Origin of the sequence: Paraburkholderia sp. BL25I1N1, assembly GCF_003002025.1 — a bacterium.
Classification (GTDB): Bacteria; Pseudomonadota; Gammaproteobacteria; order Burkholderiales; family Burkholderiaceae; genus Paraburkholderia.
This window is the reverse complement of the sequence record NZ_PVZB01000015.1, coordinates 136,769-151,350: the sequence shown is the minus strand read 5'-3', so window position 1 is coordinate 151,350 and position 14,582 is coordinate 136,769. Positions and strand designations below refer to the sequence as shown.

Sequence of the window (14,582 nt, the reverse complement as noted above, 5' to 3'; positions counted from 1 at the left end):
CGAACTATGAACTACCTCTCCACGCGCGGCGCCGGAGCCGGCGAGCGCCATACCTTTTCCGACATCCTGCTGGGCGGTCTCGCGAAAGACGGCGGCCTTTACCTGCCGGCCGACTATCCGCGCGTCACGGCTGACGAACTGACGCGCTGGCGCACGCTGCCGTATGCGGACCTCGCCTTCGAGATACTGTCGAAATTCAGCGACGACATTCCCGCCGAAGACCTGCGCGCGCTCACGCGCAAGACCTACACGGCGGCCACGTACTGCAATGTGCGCGACGACGAAAGCGCCGCGCAGATCACGCCGTTGAAGACGCTCGGCGTCGAAAACGGCGCGCCGCTGTCGCTGCTGGAACTGTCGAACGGTCCGACGCTCGCGTTCAAGGACATGGCGATGCAGTTGATCGGCAACCTGTTCGAATACGCGCTCGCCAATAACGGCGAAACGCTGAACATTCTCGGCGCGACTTCGGGCGACACCGGCAGCGCCGCGGAATACGCAATGCGCGGCAAGAAGGGCATCAGCGTGTTCATGCTGTCGCCGCACAAGAAAATGAGCGCGTTCCAGACCGCGCAGATGTACAGCCTGCAAGACCCGAACATTTTCAACATCGCTGTTGAAGGCGTATTCGACGACGCGCAGGATATCGTCAAGGCCGTCTCGAACGATCACGCGTTCAAGGCCAAGTACAAGATCGGCACGGTCAACTCGATCAACTGGGCGCGCGTCGTGGCGCAGGTCGTGTACTACTTCAAGGGCTACTTCGCGGCCACGAAGTCGAACGACGAGCGCGTGTCGTTCACGGTGCCGTCGGGCAACTTCGGCAACGTGTGCGCGGGTCACATCGCGCGCATGATGGGCCTGCCGATCGAGAAACTCGTCGTCGCGACGAACGAAAACGACGTGCTCGATGAGTTCTTCCGCACCGGCATCTACCGCGTGCGCAAGGCGGCCGAGACGTACCACACCAGCAGCCCGAGCATGGATATTTCGAAGGCGTCGAACTTCGAGCGTTTCGTGTTCGATCTGCTCGGCCGCGATCCGGCGCGCGTGCTGCAACTGTTCCGCGATGTCGAAGAGAAGGGCGGCTTCGACCTTGCGGCAAGCGGCGATTTCGCGCGCGTGCGCGAGTTCGGTTTCGTGTCTGGCAGCAGCAGCCATGACAGCCGCGTGGACACGATCCGCGACGTGTTCGAGCGGTACGACACGATGATCGACACGCACACGGCCGACGGCCTGAAGGTGGCGCGCGAACATCTGCAGCCGGGCATTCCGATGATCGTGCTGGAGACGGCGCAACCCATCAAGTTCGGCGAGACGATCCGCGAAGCGCTGTTGCGCGAGCCGGAGCGGCCGGCGGCGTTCGCGGGACTCGAGTCGTTGCCGCAGCGTTTCGAAGTGCTGCCGGCGGACGTGCAGCGCGTGAAGGACTTCGTTGCGGCGAACGCGGGCGCTCATTAAGTCGGCGTCGCGCTCGACGCTAAACGACGCTTGCCGCGAACCCTCGTGGCAAGCACTCCAACTCCAAAAAATCCCCCCATAACGCCGGGCTGCCCAGGCTATCCGCTTCGACCGCTACAATATTCTTTTAGTCAGCGGCCCCGAGATCAGAGATGTCCACACCCACGCCCCGCGCGCCGATGCTCGCCACCGCCGAAGCCCTGGCGACTCTCCTCAGCGCAGCGAGCCCGATTTCCGGCACGGAGTCGATCCCCACGCTGGAAGCGCTGAACCGCGTGCTCGCGGCCGACGTCACGTCGCCGCTCGACGTCCCGCCGATGAACACCAGTTCGATGGACGGCTACGCGATCCGCACGGCGGATCTGACGGCGCAGGGCAACAGCCGTTTGCCGGTCTCGCAGCGGATCCCCGCCGGTCACGCACCGGAGCCGCTGAAGCCCGGCACGGCCGCGCGCATCTTCACCGGCGCCACGGTTCCGCCCGGCGCCGACGCGATCGTGATGCAGGAGCAGACCGAAGCCTCCGGCGCGGACGTCACCGTCCTGCACAGTCCGCAACCGGGAGAATGGATCACGGCGCAGGGCGCGGATATCCGCAGCGGCTCGGTGATTCTTCCGGCGGGCACGCGGCTTACGCCGCAGGCGCTGGGACTGGCGGCCTCGGTCGGCTGCGCCGAACTCGCGGTGCGGCGGCGCGTCAAGGTTGCCGTGTTCTTCACGGGCGACGAACTGACCATGCCTGGCGAGCCGCTGAAGCCGGGCGCGATCTACAACTCGAACCGTTTCACATTGCGCGGCCTGCTGGAGAAGCTCGGCTGTGAAGTCACCGACTACGGCATCGTGGCGGACAAGCTCGATGCAACGCGCGCGACACTGCGCGAAGCCGCCGAGGCGCACGACCTGATCCTGACCTGCGGCGGCGTGTCGGTGGGCGAGGAGGATCACGTGAAGCCGGCGGTGGAAGCGGAAGGGCGGCTTGCGATGTGGCAGATCGCGATGAAGCCGGGCAAGCCGCTCGCGTTCGGCGCGGTGCGCCGTGCGGCGCAGCGTGGCGAGGCTGCGTCGGAGTCCCCGGTTTCGGCTGAAACCTTCTTTATCGGTTTGCCGGGCAATCCCGTATCCAGCTTCGCCACCTTCCTGCTGTTCGTGCGGCCGTTCATTCTGAGCCTGGCCGGCGTGCAGACGGTCGCGCCGCGCGCGCTGTCGCTGCGGGCGGATTTCACGCAGAGCAAGGCCGACCGCCGCAACGAATTCCTGCGCGCGCGCATCAACCCGGCCGGCGGCCTCGATCTGTTTCCGAACCAGAGTTCGGCCGTGCTGACGTCGACAGTGTGGGGCGACGGCCTGATCGACAATCCGCCGAATCACGCGATCAGCGCCGGCGAGACCGTGCGCTTCATTCCTTTTTCCGAATTGCTGAACTGAGCGAGGCCGGCCACCGCCGGCGGCACCCTGATGAAGATTCAACTCCGATATTTTGCGAGCGTGCGTGAAGCGCTCGACCTAGCCGACGAAACCGTCGATCTGCCCGACGGCATCGCGACCGTCGGCGATGTGCGCGCGTGGCTGCGCGTGCGCGGCGGCATCTGGGCCGACACGCTGGCGGAAGGGCGCGCGCTGCGCATGGCTTGCAACCACGTGATGACCGGCGCCGGGACGCGCGTTACCGAAGGCTGCGAAGTCGCGTTTTTTCCGCCTGTCACCGGCGGCTGAACCAAAAAAAGGCCACAACGCCGCTTAACCGCATAGGAGCCTTAGATGCCCGTTCGCGTCCAGACGGAAGACTTCGACCTCACCGCCGAGGTCGCCGCATTGCGCGCGCGCAATCCGAAGATCGGCGCGGTGGCCTGCTTCGTCGGCACCGTGCGCGATCTGAACGACGGCAACACCGTCGAGACGATGGAGCTCGAACACTATCCCGGCATGACGGAGAAGTCGCTGGAAGCGATCGTCGTGAGCGCGCGCGAGCGCTGGCCGGGCATCGAGGTGTCGATCGTGCATCGGGTCGGCAAGCTGTCTCCGCTCGATCAGATCGTGCTGGTGGCGACCACGGCGATGCATCGGGGGGAAGCCTTCGCATCGTGCGAATTCGTGATGGATTATCTGAAGACCCAGGCGCCGTTCTGGAAAAAAGAGAAGACCGAAGCCGGCGAGCGCTGGGTCGATGCCCGTGTCACCGACGACGCGGCGCTCGCGCGCTGGGGCATCGAATCGGACAATCGAACGGCGGAATAGGGCGCGGGTTTGAGCATGGGAGCTGGCGAGTCAGAAAGCGTCCTGGCGCATCTCACGCCAATCTGAAGCGCTCCTAGGCTGGGGACGACGCTCGCCACGGTTACTCCGTGCCGCCGTACCGTTTCAAAGCGGGTTATCAACCTGAACCGGGCTGGCTCATTCGTCCCGCGTCCGGCCGACGATCCGCGTCGGAAACGGCTCGCCGGGCGGCCGCGCCGCGTGGCCATCCTCGCCGTCGCGCGGATGCCGTTTTGGCGCGATGCGGTCCAGCAACGCCTGTTGTTCCTCCGGAATCTTGTAGTCCCAGCCGAAACGGCTCAGTTGCAGACTCTGCGCGATACGCAGCGCCGGTTCCATGAAGCGCACCGCCGCAGCCGGCTGATAACGCGATTCGACCGTATCCAGAAACAGATACAGCCAGCGGCTGAAGTGCTGCGGCTCGACTCCCTCGAGCGGCTGGTGCGCCTGCTGCACGTTGCCGCGGTATTGCTTCGCGCCCAGCACGAGGCTGCCCCAGAAGGTGCACATCTTGGGCAGATGGTCGTCCCAGCGGCCCGCCAGCTTCGCGTCGAATACCGGGCCGAGCAGCGTGTCGGCTCGCACGCGGTCGTAGAAGCCGTAGACGAGATCGCGGATATTCGCCTCGGTGGGCTCGGCGGCGCGCTCGACCACTGGCGCGGCAGGGAAAGACGGGTTCATGCAGATTCCAAAAAATGCAGCGATTCACTGCATATCGCCACATGGCGCCACACAGCGTCGGAAATAGCCTCAAATGGAGCCCGAACGTGCGGAAGTAGGATGCGAATACCCCGCTTTTCGTAAGAATGCCCCAGGCAGGAAACGTTACCATTAATGCCGATTCACGCACTCCGCCTGTCTGCGCAGAACTGGAAAATATGCGTGGCGCCTGCATCTTAGGGCGAAGCGACGGCCCACGGCAACCCTTGCATCGACGCGGTTATCCCCCGGATCGCGGCTTGCGCTCATTGCACTACCTGCACCCATGAGACTGACCGACTATACGGATTACTCACTACGTGTCCTGCTGTACCTCGCCGTTCGTGGCGAAGGGTTGTCGACCATCCAGGACATTTCCGACGCGTACGGCATTTCCAAGAACCATTTGATGAAGGTCGTGCAGCAGCTCGGCGAACTCGGCTGGGTCGAGACCGTGCGCGGCCGCAACGGCGGCCTGCGGCTCGCGGAGCAGACGAATGCGCTGACGGTCGGCGAAATCGTGCGCGCGACGGAGAGCGACTTTGCGCTGGTCGGTTGCTTTCCGGACCAGCGCGGCGAGAGCCGGGGCTGCGTCATTACGGCGCAATGCCGTTTGCGCGGCGCGCTCGAGGCGGCGCGCAATGCCTTCCTCGCCGAGCTCGATCGCCATACCATTGGCGAGATGGCGCAGCCGCACGGCCCGCTGGCCGCGCTGCTTGGCTTGAGCAACGTGATTCCGATCACGCCGGTCTCGCCGGCCAACGGCGACGCGGCGTCGGCGGCATGAATGCGCCAGGCATTTCTCGCGCGTCAAATGTTAAATAGTTGTCGCTTGGGGCAAAAAAACGCTTGAAACCTGGATAAAACGCCTCATTTTGGTGGTAATCGAAAATTGGAGGTCTCTTGATGAGAATCGACAAGCTCACCACTAAATTCCAGGAAGCCCTGGCGGATGCCCAGAGTCTGGCCGTCGGCCACGACAATCAATACATCGAACCGGTTCACGTCCTGTCGGCTCTCGTCGCCCAGCAGGATGGTTCGGCGCGCTCGCTGCTCTCGCGTGCCGGCGTGCACGTGCAGGCGCTGCAAACGGCGCTCGGCGACGCCATGACGCGTCTGCCGCAAGTACAGGGCACGGACGGCAACGTGCAGATCGGCCGCGAGCTGACCGGTCTGCTGAATCAAGCCGACAAGGAAGCCCAGAAGCTCAACGACACGTTCATCGCGAGCGAAATGTTCCTGCTCGCGGTTGCGGACGACAAAGGCGAGGCCGGCCGTCTCGCGCGTCAGCACGGCTTGTCGCGCAAGTCGCTGGAAAGCGCGATCGTCGCGGTGCGCGGCGGCTCGCAGGTGCATAGCCAGGACGCCGAAAGCCAGCGTGAAGCGCTGAAGAAATACACCATCGATCTCACCGAGCGCGCGCGGGCCGGCAAGCTCGATCCGGTGATCGGCCGTGACGACGAGATCCGTCGTTCGATCCAGATCCTGCAACGCCGCACCAAGAACAACCCGGTGCTGATCGGCGAACCGGGCGTGGGTAAGACCGCGATCGTCGAAGGTCTGGCGCAGCGTATCGTCAACGGCGAAGTGCCGGAAACGCTCAAGGGCAAGCGCGTGCTGTCGCTCGATATGGCGGCCTTGCTGGCCGGCGCCAAGTATCGCGGCGAGTTCGAAGAACGCCTGAAAGCCGTGCTGAGCGACATCGCGAAAGACGAAGGGCAGACCATCGTCTTCATCGACGAAATTCACACCATGGTCGGCGCGGGCAAGGCCGAAGGCGCGATGGACGCGGGCAACATGCTCAAGCCGGCGCTCTCGCGCGGCGAACTGCATTGCGTCGGCGCGACCACGCTGGACGAATATCGCAAGTACATCGAAAAGGATGCCGCGCTCGAACGCCGCTTCCAGAAGGTGCTGGTCGACGAACCGTCGGTCGAAGCGACCATCGCGATCCTGCGCGGTCTGCAGGAAAAGTATGAGTTGCATCATGGCGTCGATATCACCGACCCCGCAATCGTGGCCGCTGCGGAACTGTCGCATCGCTACATCACGGACCGTTTCCTGCCGGACAAGGCGATCGACCTGATCGACGAAGCCGCCTCGAAGATCAAGATGGAAATCGACTCGAAGCCGGAAGAAATGGATCGGCTCGACCGTCGGTTGATCCAGTTGAAGATCGAGCGCGAAGCCGTCAAGAAGGAAAAAGACGAAGCGTCGCAAAAGCGTCTGCAACTGATCGAGGAAGAAATCGAGCGGCTGAATCGCGAATATTCGGACCTCGAAGAAATCTGGACCGCGGAAAAAGCCGCGGTGCAGGGCAGCGCGCAACTGAAGGAAGAGATCGAAAAGACGCGTGCGGAAATCACGCGCCTGCAACGCGAAGGCAAGCTTGAGAAGGTCGCCGAGTTGCAGTACGGCAAGCTGCCGGGGCTCGAAGCGCAGTTGAAGGAAGTGACCAAGGCCGAGGCGAGCGAGCAGAACAATCCGACCCGTCCGCGTCTGTTGCGCACGCAGGTCGGGGCGGAGGAAATCGCTGAAGTCGTGTCGCGTTCCACCGGCATTCCGGTGTCGCGCATGATGCAAGGCGAGCGCGAAAAGCTGCTGCAGATCGAAGAGAAACTGCATGCGCGCGTGGTCGGTCAGGACGAGGCGATCAGCGCGGTTGCCGATGCGATCCGCCGTTCGCGTGCCGGTCTGTCGGATCCGAACCGGCCGTATGGTTCGTTCCTGTTCCTCGGTCCAACCGGGGTGGGCAAGACGGAGTTGTGCAAAGCCCTGGCATCGTTCCTGTTCGATTCGGAAGATCATCTGATCCGTATCGACATGAGCGAGTTCATGGAGAAGCACAGCGTCGCGCGCCTGATCGGTGCGCCGCCGGGATACGTGGGCTATGAAGAAGGCGGTTATCTGACCGAAGCCGTGCGTCGCAAGCCGTATAGCGTGATCCTGCTCGACGAAATCGAGAAGGCGCACCCGGACGTGTTCAACGTGCTGCTGCAAGTGCTCGACGACGGCCGCATGACCGACGGACAGGGCCGCACCGTGGACTTCAAGAACACGGTGATCGTGATGACGTCGAACCTCGGTTCGCAGGTGATCCAGTCGATGGTCGGCGAGCCGCAGGACGCGGTGAAGGACGCGGTCTGGGAAGAAGTGAAGCTGCACTTCCGGCCCGAGTTCCTGAACCGGATCGACGACGTCGTCGTGTTCCACGCGCTCGACCGCTCGAATATCCAGTCGATCGCGCGAATCCAGTTGCAGCGTCTGCACGAGCGGCTGGCCAAGCTCGATATGCAACTGGTGGTGTCGGATTCGGCGCTCGAGCATGTCGGCAAGGTCGGCTACGATCCGCTGTTCGGCGCGCGGCCGTTGAAGCGCGCGATCCAGCAGGAGATCGAGAACCCGGTCGCCAAGCTGATTCTGGCCGGCAAGTTCGGTCCGAAGGACGTGATTCCGGTCGAACTGGAAGAGGGCAAGCTGGTATTCGAACGCGTCGTGCATTAAGCGAAACGCGTTCGCTTCGGAGAGAAGGAGCGGCGGCGGTCGAGCCGTTCCTGACGATGTTAAAAAACGGCAACGAAGGTGACTTCGTTGCCGTTTTTTTTGCCCGCTGATTGCGCTGCAAGCGGGCATGTGGGCAGCCAAGGCCGCCCGTGTCGTTACGCGTTGCCTTTGCCGAACAACGCCGACAAGCCGCCCAGCGCGCCGAGCACGGTCGTGGCGTTCAGCTTGCCCTCAGCCGGCACTTCGCCTTCCGGCGTGGCCGCATTGACGACATGCGGCAGAATCTGCGACAGCAGTCCGGTGACCTGATCCGGCTGCACGCCGGCCTTCGCCGCGAGGTTGGTGACGGCTTCCGAGCCGAGCACGCTGTGCAGCGCGTCGGGCGCGATCGGCTGATTTTCGCCATTGCTGACCCACGACGTCACGACGTCGCCGAGGCCTTTTTCCTTGAAGCGGTCGATCAGGCCGTTCAGGCCGCCCGGCTGGCTGTTGACGAATTCGAGCGCAGCCGCGATCAGGGCTTGCTGGCCACCACCGCCTTCGGGGGATTTGCCAACCAGGGAACCGAGTGTGTCGAGTAGGCTCATGACAGTCTCTCTTGAATGCCGACACGTGCTCGACGGGTCAGCGGGTGAAAACGCCGCGCGGTTGCGCGGCGCTGTGGAAGGAAGGCGGGCGGCGGCGAGACGGCGCCGACGGTGCACTGGTGTCGCCGCCACGCGCATAACCCTTGGGCCGTTACGCTGCCGCTGCCTGATCCTGTTTCGTACTCCGTGTGATTCTGTCCGGTCCTCTTTCCGTGCTGTCAGGCGCCGCCCGAGGCCGCCGCAGCCGATGCGGCCTTGCTCTTCTTCGCTTTCTTCTTCGAAGCCCTGCTGTCGGAGGCACTGGCCGGCGCCGCCGCGGTCGTGGCGGCCGGCGCGGATGCCGCCGCCGCGTCGGATGCCGCAGCCTTGCTCTTCTTCTTCGACTTCGATGCCTTCGCGCCGGAAGCCTCCGCGGGCGCGGCCGGCGTCGTGGTCGCAGCCGTGGCTGGCGCCGCGGTCGTGGCCGCAGGCGCGGCGGCTGGCGCTGCCTTCGTCGTGGCCGTGCTGCCCGGCTTCGCGGCGGGCTTGGCGCCGCTCGGCGGTGTGGACGAACCGTTGATCGTCAGGCCGGCCGCTTCGAGATTGGCCACCGATTTCGTGCCGATGCCCTTGACGCGCGTGGCGAGATCGTCGGCGTCCTTGAACGGGCCATTCTTCGTGCGTTCGTCAATGATCGCTTTCGCATGCACCGGGCCGATACCCTTGACCGATTCGAGCGCCGCCTGATCGGCGGAATTTACTTCGACGGCCGCCGCAAATCCGGCCGACAGCGACAAAGCCAAAGCAACGCAAAGCATTAAAAGCTTCTTCAGCATGGCAAGCACTCCATTGTGGGCAAAAAAGTTAGCCGCGAAGGGACGACCCGTACAAAGCTCGGACGACAGCAGCCTGTCAGCTTTCGCTGCGCTTAAGCATAGAACAAATTGCGCGCCCTTATTTGCGAACGCGGACGATTTATACCGATCGATTCACGACAAGTAAATCAGTGTGAACAAGATTTAAACCTTTTGCCTCGTTATTAGGCTGTTGTGAGCTTATCGATCAAAACATCACGCCGTAAAAAATGACAGCGCGGACAAATGACAGCGCAGACGAATGACAGCGCAGACAAATGACAGCACTTGACTTAGAGTGCACTCGAAGTCCTAACCTGAGTTCCGTCATGTCGAATATCTCGAAAGCACTCACCATCGGGCAGGTCGCTGAAACGATCGGCGTTTCGACGCATACGCTGCGCTACTACGAGCAGGCCGGGCTGGTTCGCGCCGTCGGCCGCACGCAGGCGGGGCATCGGCTGTATTCGCCGGCTGATCTCGACTGGCTGCGGTTCCTGATGCGTCTGAAGGCGACCGGCATGCCGATCGCCGGCATGCAGGCGTTCGCGGCCTTGCGCGCACAAGGGCAGCCTACGGTGGGCGCGCGCCGCGATCTGCTGGTGGCGCATCGGGATGCGGTTTTGGCGCGGATCGCCGAGTTGCAGAGCAACCTCGGCGCGATCGTCGACAAGATCGCGTACTACGAAGCGGCCGGGCGCGCACCCGTCGCGGAGCATTCGACACGACAGACCGACGAAACTCAGGCGCACTCACATTCGGAAGAGGACTCACCATGGACCACGCACACAACGACCGCTACACCCGAGGCTGGGACAAACTGAAGCAGATTGACGGCTCGGCCGGCGAACAGGTGATCGCCGCGCTGGCGCCGATCGCGCCGGATTTCGGCCGTCTGCTGATCGAATTCGGCTTCGGCGATATTTACAGCCGGCCGCAACTCGATCTGCGCGCGCGTGAGATTGCCACGATCGCCTCGCTGGCGACGCTCGGCTGCGCGCAGCCGCAATTGAAGGTGCATATCGAGGCGGCGTTGAACGTCGGCTGCACGCGCGAGGAGATCGTCGAGGTGTTCATGCAGATGGCGCTGTACGCGGGCTTTCCGGCGGCGCTGAATGCGTTGTTTGCCGCGCGCGAGATTTTCGAGCGCCATGATCAGGCAGTGAGCGATGCGCAAACGGCTAACGGGGCGCAGGTGCTGGAGGAGCAAGCACACGCGGGTTGATATCCGCGAGGCAAGGGCGACAGCAAGGTAGGGCGGGCGGCTGCATTGCGCGGCCGCTTTTTACTGCAGTTCTAACGCAACTAACGGTCCGTTATTGACAATCCCCACGACAACGGGGCGTTGGGCGGAGACCAAACTGCAGTTCACCAACGGGAAACCCGCGCATTTCGCCGCTGTACAGCAGCGCCCGTCAAGCCGCCGAATCGACCCGAAGCGCCGCCTCGGCATGCAAATAGCGCTTGCTCACCACCCGCCAGTACATCAGCAAGCCGATGCCCGCAATCGCGAGACTCGCGGTATTCGCCACCCAGAAGCCGCGCGCGCCGGTCAGCCATTCCGGCGTGCCGCCAGTCACATTGAAGCCGAGCACATAGCCGCCACCGAGCCCCACACCCCACAGCGCCACCGCGTAGATCACGGTCGGCACAACCGCCACTTTGTAGGCGCGCAGCACGAACGCGGTGGTGATCTGCAACGCATCGAACAGGTGATAGCACACGACGATCAGCACCAGCGGCGACGCCGCCGCGACGACTTGCGCATTCGGCGTATAGCCTTCGATGATGTACGGCCGCAGCACCAGCACGACCGCGCCGTAACAGCAGGCGATCGCCATTGCCATCATGATGCCGTGACGCGACAGCGTGCGCGCCGCTGCCGGACGATGCGCGCCGAGCGCCTGCGCGACCAGCGTCGACGAAGCGATGCCGATCGACAATGGCGTCATATACAGCACCGCGCCGATATTGCCGGCGATCTGATGGCCGGCGAGCGTCGTCGTACCGAAGCGCGCGATGAAGAGCGCCATGAACGTGTAGGAGGTGACTTCGATCAGATACGACAGGCCCATCGGAATGCCCAACCGCAGTTGCGCCGCCTGGCGCCGCCAGACTGGCCAGCAGAACTGCGCGAAGATCGCGAACGGTTTGAACACGTCGACGCGCGTCAGCAGCAACATGCCGAGCGCGGCCAGCCCCCAGTTGATCGTCGTGCTGGCAAGCGCGCAACCCGGCCCGCCGAGCGCCGGCACGCCGAACCCGCCGAAGATGAACCACGTGTTGAGCGGCACCTTGAGCAGCAGCGCGCCGATCTGCAGGATCATCACGAGCCGCGGTTTGCCCACCGCATTGGTGATCGAACTGTAGACGCGAAAAGCGAGGCCGGCCGGCAAGCCGAAGGCCAGAATCCGCAGATACGCGACAGTGCGGTCGTGCAGCGCCTCGGGCACGCGCGCAACCTGCAACACCGGGCCCGGGAAAAACAGAATCAGAAAGCCGATCACCGTCAGCGCGAGTGCGAGCCACAAGGCCTGGCGAACCTCCTCGCCGATCTCGATGTAGCGGCGCGCACCGTAGAGTTGCGCGGTAATCGGTTGCAGCGCGGTCAGAATACCGGTGAGGCCGATATACACAGAGATATAGACCGACGAGCCCAGGCCGAGCGCCGCCAGATCGACAGCCGAGTAGCGGCCGACCATCGCCGTGTCGATCACGCCGAACGCGATGATCGCCAGTTGCCCGATCAGCACCGGCCACGCGAGTCCGGCGATTTTCCGTACGTCGGCGAACATGCTCAGTCGGACTTCTTGTGCCAGTTGCGGCGCTTGACGACCGGCGGCTTCGGACGGTCGATGCGCACGTACAGGCGGAAGCGTTCGTCGCGGTCGGCAACACGGCGGCCTTCCCACACCAGCTTCCAGACGAAGTCGGACATCGCGCTCGGCTCGCCGTAGTCCTGCGTATCCTGACGCAGGATCACGTCGCAGTCCTGGTCGAAGGAGAAGTGCATGTCGCCGAAATACGCAAAGGTCGCGATTTGCGCATTGCCGAGGCGCACCGGCGAGATGCAGGTGTAGTCGTCCGGCAGATGGGCGGCGATCTGTTGGGCGACGTCCTTATAGGTCCGGCTGTAGTTGACCACCGGCAGCCACAGCGTCATGAGCAACACCCACATCAGGGTGGTGCCGGCGCTCGAGAGCACCACGCTGCGCCACAAGACTTTCGGATGGCGCGCGAGCCGCCACTGCACCAGCACGAACCAGCAGACCGTCACGGCGACCGCGCACGCGAACGACAGGATCTTGAACTGCGGCGCGAAGCCCGGCGCGAGACGCGCGAGATTGCGCGCGAGCGGATGCGGAAAGCCGGTCAGCCCCGCGATATAAACCAGCCAGACGAAGCTGCCGAGAATCGTGAAGCTCAGGAGCGCGAACCAGTCGATCGCGTTGATCGCACCGCGCTTGAGCGTGGGCAGCGCGAACGCGGCCAGTACCGCGAGCGGCGGCAGCAGCAGCATGTAAAGCCGGTTCGATTGATGGCTCTGCAGCACGACCAGCACGAACAGAGGTCCGATCACCGAAAGCGGAATGGCCACGTGCGGCGCGCGCCGCAATCCCGACCAGCTGAACCACGCCCAGAGCGCCAACGGCCACGCGGGCCACGTGAAAAGCGGCAGGTTTTTCAGCGCGTAGCCGGCCACCGAGCCGGGCGGCCCGGCGAACGAGCTCAAGCTGACGTGCACCCATTGATTGAGATACCAGACGGCGTCGTCGGGGAAGGCGGCGAGCGCGGCGATGGGCCACGCCACGGACAGCACGAGCGCCACCGGCAGACCCGCCAGCAGCAGCCAGCGCGAGCGCGTTTCGCGCACGATCAGGGTCATTGCCAGCGTGCCGAGCAGCAGCGCGCCGACCAGCACCGGACTGCTGGCCAGCATGACTAGGGCGATCGCGAGCCCCCAGATCAGCGCGCCTTGGATCGGCTTGTCGATCATGCGCACGAGCCCGTACACGAGCATCGCGATGCCGAAGAACTGCGCGAGTTGAGGCGTGGTTTCGTGGCCGCGCTCGGCAAGGCCGAAGCAGGCAAGCAGGATCAGCAGCGCACCGTCGGCGAGCGTGCGGCCGTAATCGCGCGGTTCCGGCTCGCCGCCGAACGCGTATTTGAACGGCTGGACCTCGGCGCGCCGGCCGAGCAGGTAAGCGGCGTACCAGACGAACGCGCAGCCCGCGCAGAACATCAGGCCCGTGAAGACGCGCGAGGCATTGCTCGCATCGACCCACGGCGCGAGCAGGCGGATCGCGCTGGCGCCGAACCAGTAGCCGAGCGGGCCGTCTTCAGTGAGGTATTTGCCGACCAGATTCGGCAGCAGCCAGTCGTGCGCGCCGCCGTTCGCCATGGTCCACATGACGCCGAAGCCGGCTGCATCCTCGTTCTTCCACGGATCGCGGCCGAATAGTCCGAACGATGCGTAGACGATACAGATGGTCAGCAGCAGCCAGCGCGGCAAGGCACTGGTCGCTGAGGCAGTGAGGCGAACGGCAGGTCTCATGCGTGTGTGGATATCGGATAAGCGGTGCAGCCGGGACCGGACGGCATGTCCGGCTCGAATGGCCAGTTTGGAGCATCCGGCATTGTAGTCGTGCCGTGCGATGCGCGTCACGGCCGGTAACGGCTCGCAACGTGGTTGGGAAAGCTGTAACACGGTTTGGGTGGCGCGCCGTGCTCGTAGCTTTTCGCCGCCGCATTGGCGATGGATGATCAGCCGGGCGACAAAAAAGGGCAGCTCGCGCTGCCCTTTTTGCTCCTGCTTCGCTGCCGGCCAGAGCCGGCGACGAGCCAGGTATTACTTCGCTGCCACCTTGCCGGTAGCGCGCGAGCCGAACTTGTTGCGGAACTTCTCGACGCGGCCTGCCGTGTCCATGATCTTTTGCTGGCCCGTGTAGAACGGATGCGATTCCGACGACACTTCGATCTTGGCGAGCGGGTAGGTCTTGCCTTCGAATTCGGCGGTTTCACGCGTCTGGATGGTCGAGCGCGTCACAAACTTGAAGTCGTTCGACACGTCGATGAACAGAACTTCGCGGTAATCCGGGTGAATGCCTTCTTTCATGGTCTTTCCTTTAATCTGGCGGTAGCCAACCCGCGTGCGACCGTATTTGAACGAACCGCATCTAGGCGCGAGCCACTTGCCTATGGTCGAAAAACGGCGATTATGCCAGAAAATCAGTCGCTTGACGACT

At 63.8% G+C, this 14,582-nt stretch carries 14 protein-coding genes; 8 read left to right on the top strand and 6 right to left on the bottom strand.

Annotation, left to right across the window (positions count from 1 at the left end; translation table 11 throughout):
• Window positions 1-6: 6 nt before the first annotated feature.
• From thrC to B0G73_RS22990, 4 genes are all read left to right on the top strand, one after another.
• A complete protein-coding gene (gene thrC / locus B0G73_RS23005) occupies window positions 7-1,461 on the top strand; it encodes a threonine synthase (RefSeq protein WP_106283562.1) in 1,455 nt (484 codons plus the stop codon).
• A 179-nt stretch (window positions 1,462-1,640) separates the two neighbouring features.
• On the top strand, window positions 1,641-2,885 hold the full coding sequence (gene glp, locus B0G73_RS23000) for a gephyrin-like molybdotransferase Glp (RefSeq protein ID WP_106283561.1): 1,245 nt from the start codon (window positions 1,641-1,643) through the stop codon (window positions 2,883-2,885).
• Window positions 2,886-2,915: 30 nt separating this feature from the next.
• Window positions 2,916-3,173 (top strand): molybdopterin converting factor subunit 1, encoded by a 258-nt coding sequence (moaD, locus tag B0G73_RS22995; protein ID WP_012432823.1) that lies wholly within the window; start codon window positions 2,916-2,918, stop codon window positions 3,171-3,173.
• A gap of 45 nt (window positions 3,174-3,218) precedes the next feature.
• Window positions 3,219-3,695: a molybdenum cofactor biosynthesis protein MoaE gene (locus tag B0G73_RS22990; protein WP_106283560.1), complete on the top strand. Its 477-nt coding sequence runs from the start codon at window positions 3,219-3,221 to the stop codon at window positions 3,693-3,695.
• Window positions 3,696-3,851: 156 nt separating this feature from the next.
• Here the strand turns inward: B0G73_RS22990 and B0G73_RS22985 are convergent, their stop codons facing one another.
• Window positions 3,852-4,394 carry a group III truncated hemoglobin gene (locus B0G73_RS22985; RefSeq protein WP_106283559.1) on the bottom strand — a complete coding sequence of 181 codons (543 nt, stop codon included), beginning with the start codon at window positions 4,392-4,394 and terminating at the stop codon, window positions 3,852-3,854.
• Between the two features lie 304 nt (window positions 4,395-4,698).
• Between B0G73_RS22985 and B0G73_RS22980 the strand changes: the two genes are divergently transcribed.
• A complete protein-coding gene (locus B0G73_RS22980; protein ID WP_106283558.1) occupies window positions 4,699-5,199 on the top strand; it encodes an Rrf2 family transcriptional regulator in 501 nt (166 codons plus the stop codon).
• Between the two features lie 119 nt (window positions 5,200-5,318).
• Window positions 5,319-7,916, top strand: a complete 2,598-nt coding sequence (clpB, locus tag B0G73_RS22975; RefSeq protein ID WP_106283557.1) for an ATP-dependent chaperone ClpB — start codon at window positions 5,319-5,321, stop codon at window positions 7,914-7,916.
• A gap of 155 nt (window positions 7,917-8,071) precedes the next feature.
• Here clpB and B0G73_RS22970 read toward each other — a convergent pair whose 3' ends face one another.
• Both B0G73_RS22970 and B0G73_RS22965 read right to left on the bottom strand, forming a co-directional pair.
• Window positions 8,072-8,641: a YidB family protein gene (locus B0G73_RS22970; protein ID WP_374957029.1), complete on the bottom strand. Its 570-nt coding sequence runs from the start codon at window positions 8,639-8,641 to the stop codon at window positions 8,072-8,074.
• An 80-nt stretch (window positions 8,642-8,721) separates the two neighbouring features.
• The gene (locus B0G73_RS22965) at window positions 8,722-9,318 is read right to left on the bottom strand and encodes a helix-hairpin-helix domain-containing protein (RefSeq protein ID WP_106283555.1); all 597 of its coding nucleotides are present in this window, start codon (window positions 9,316-9,318) and stop codon (window positions 8,722-8,724) included.
• A 347-nt stretch (window positions 9,319-9,665) separates the two neighbouring features.
• On the opposite strand from B0G73_RS22965, the gene B0G73_RS22960 reads away from it, so the two are divergent.
• Window positions 9,666-10,160, top strand: a complete 495-nt coding sequence (locus B0G73_RS22960; protein ID WP_106283554.1) for a MerR family transcriptional regulator — start codon at window positions 9,666-9,668, stop codon at window positions 10,158-10,160.
• Window positions 10,112-10,561 (top strand): carboxymuconolactone decarboxylase family protein, encoded by a 450-nt coding sequence (locus B0G73_RS22955; protein ID WP_106283553.1) that lies wholly within the window; start codon window positions 10,112-10,114, stop codon window positions 10,559-10,561. The genes B0G73_RS22960 and B0G73_RS22955 overlap by 49 nt, the downstream gene beginning before the upstream one ends.
• Before the next feature lie 190 nt (window positions 10,562-10,751).
• Here the strand turns inward: B0G73_RS22955 and B0G73_RS22950 are convergent, their stop codons facing one another.
• The 3 genes from B0G73_RS22950 to B0G73_RS22940 all read right to left on the bottom strand — a co-directional run bounded on the left by B0G73_RS22950 (window position 10,752) and on the right by B0G73_RS22940 (window position 14,452).
• A complete protein-coding gene (locus B0G73_RS22950) occupies window positions 10,752-12,131 on the bottom strand; it encodes an MATE family efflux transporter (protein WP_106283552.1) in 1,380 nt (459 codons plus the stop codon).
• A gap of 2 nt (window positions 12,132-12,133) precedes the next feature.
• Window positions 12,134-13,891: a glycosyltransferase family 39 protein gene (locus B0G73_RS22945; protein ID WP_106283551.1), complete on the bottom strand. Its 1,758-nt coding sequence runs from the start codon at window positions 13,889-13,891 to the stop codon at window positions 12,134-12,136.
• A 294-nt stretch (window positions 13,892-14,185) separates the two neighbouring features.
• Complete coding sequence (locus B0G73_RS22940) at window positions 14,186-14,452, bottom strand: type B 50S ribosomal protein L31 (RefSeq protein ID WP_007182076.1); 267 nt, start codon at window positions 14,450-14,452, stop codon at window positions 14,186-14,188.
• Window positions 14,453-14,582 lie beyond the last annotated feature (130 nt).

Coding starts and splice junctions, on each gene's coding strand:
- B0G73_RS22970 (WP_374957029.1), bottom strand. CDS start 8,641: ATGCGCGTGGCGGCGACACCAGTGCACCGTCGGCGCCGTCTCGCCGCC.
- clpB (WP_106283557.1), top strand. CDS start 5,319: ATGAGAATCGACAAGCTCACCACTAAATTCCAGGAAGCCCTGGCGGAT.
- B0G73_RS22980 (WP_106283558.1), top strand. CDS start 4,699: ATGAGACTGACCGACTATACGGATTACTCACTACGTGTCCTGCTGTAC.
- B0G73_RS22990 (WP_106283560.1), top strand. CDS start 3,219: ATGCCCGTTCGCGTCCAGACGGAAGACTTCGACCTCACCGCCGAGGTC.
- B0G73_RS22965 (WP_106283555.1), bottom strand. CDS start 9,318: ATGCTGAAGAAGCTTTTAATGCTTTGCGTTGCTTTGGCTTTGTCGCTG.
- B0G73_RS22985 (WP_106283559.1), bottom strand. CDS start 4,394: ATGAACCCGTCTTTCCCTGCCGCGCCAGTGGTCGAGCGCGCCGCCGAG.
- B0G73_RS22955 (WP_106283553.1), top strand. CDS start 10,112: ATGGACCACGCACACAACGACCGCTACACCCGAGGCTGGGACAAACTG.
- moaD (WP_012432823.1), top strand. CDS start 2,916: ATGAAGATTCAACTCCGATATTTTGCGAGCGTGCGTGAAGCGCTCGAC.
- B0G73_RS22945 (WP_106283551.1), bottom strand. CDS start 13,891: ATGAGACCTGCCGTTCGCCTCACTGCCTCAGCGACCAGTGCCTTGCCG.
- thrC (WP_106283562.1), top strand. CDS start 7: ATGAACTACCTCTCCACGCGCGGCGCCGGAGCCGGCGAGCGCCATACC.
- B0G73_RS22940 (WP_007182076.1), bottom strand. CDS start 14,452: ATGAAAGAAGGCATTCACCCGGATTACCGCGAAGTTCTGTTCATCGAC.
- B0G73_RS22960 (WP_106283554.1), top strand. CDS start 9,666: ATGTCGAATATCTCGAAAGCACTCACCATCGGGCAGGTCGCTGAAACG.
- B0G73_RS22950 (WP_106283552.1), bottom strand. CDS start 12,131: ATGTTCGCCGACGTACGGAAAATCGCCGGACTCGCGTGGCCGGTGCTG.
- glp (WP_106283561.1), top strand. CDS start 1,641: ATGCTCGCCACCGCCGAAGCCCTGGCGACTCTCCTCAGCGCAGCGAGC.